Source organism: Marinomonas sp. ATLA20 (assembly GCF_057180105.1).
Window position 1 is genome coordinate 1 of sequence record NZ_JBXUKU010000060.1, and the last position, 291, is coordinate 291.

1 tRNA gene is annotated in these 291 nt (G+C 48.1%); it reads right to left on the reverse strand.

Features of this window, described 5'->3' with window-relative positions:
- Nucleotides 1-200: 200 nt before the first annotated feature.
- A tRNA-Ile gene (locus AC2A4J_RS20445) sits at nt 201-277 on the reverse strand.
- Between the last annotated feature and the right edge of the window lie 14 nt (nt 278-291).

Consider the following 291-nt stretch of genomic DNA (forward strand, 5'->3'; position numbering starts at 1 on the left):
ATGCGGGATCGAACCGCAGACCTCCTGCGTGCAAAGCAGGCGCTCTCCCAGCTGAGCTATAGCCCCATTACTAACTAGATCGTATTTGGTTGACTAAAGAAGATATCTCCAATCAAATGCCAGAATGTCAAGAACAAGGCTTTTAAGATCGACGTTTAGCTTGCTAAACGAGGGCTTAAATAACGCGGTTATTGATATACTGGTGGGTCTGGGCCGATTTGAACGGCCGACCTCACCCTTATCAGGGGTGCGCTCTAACCAACTGAGCTACAGACCCAAATACTTTCTGTG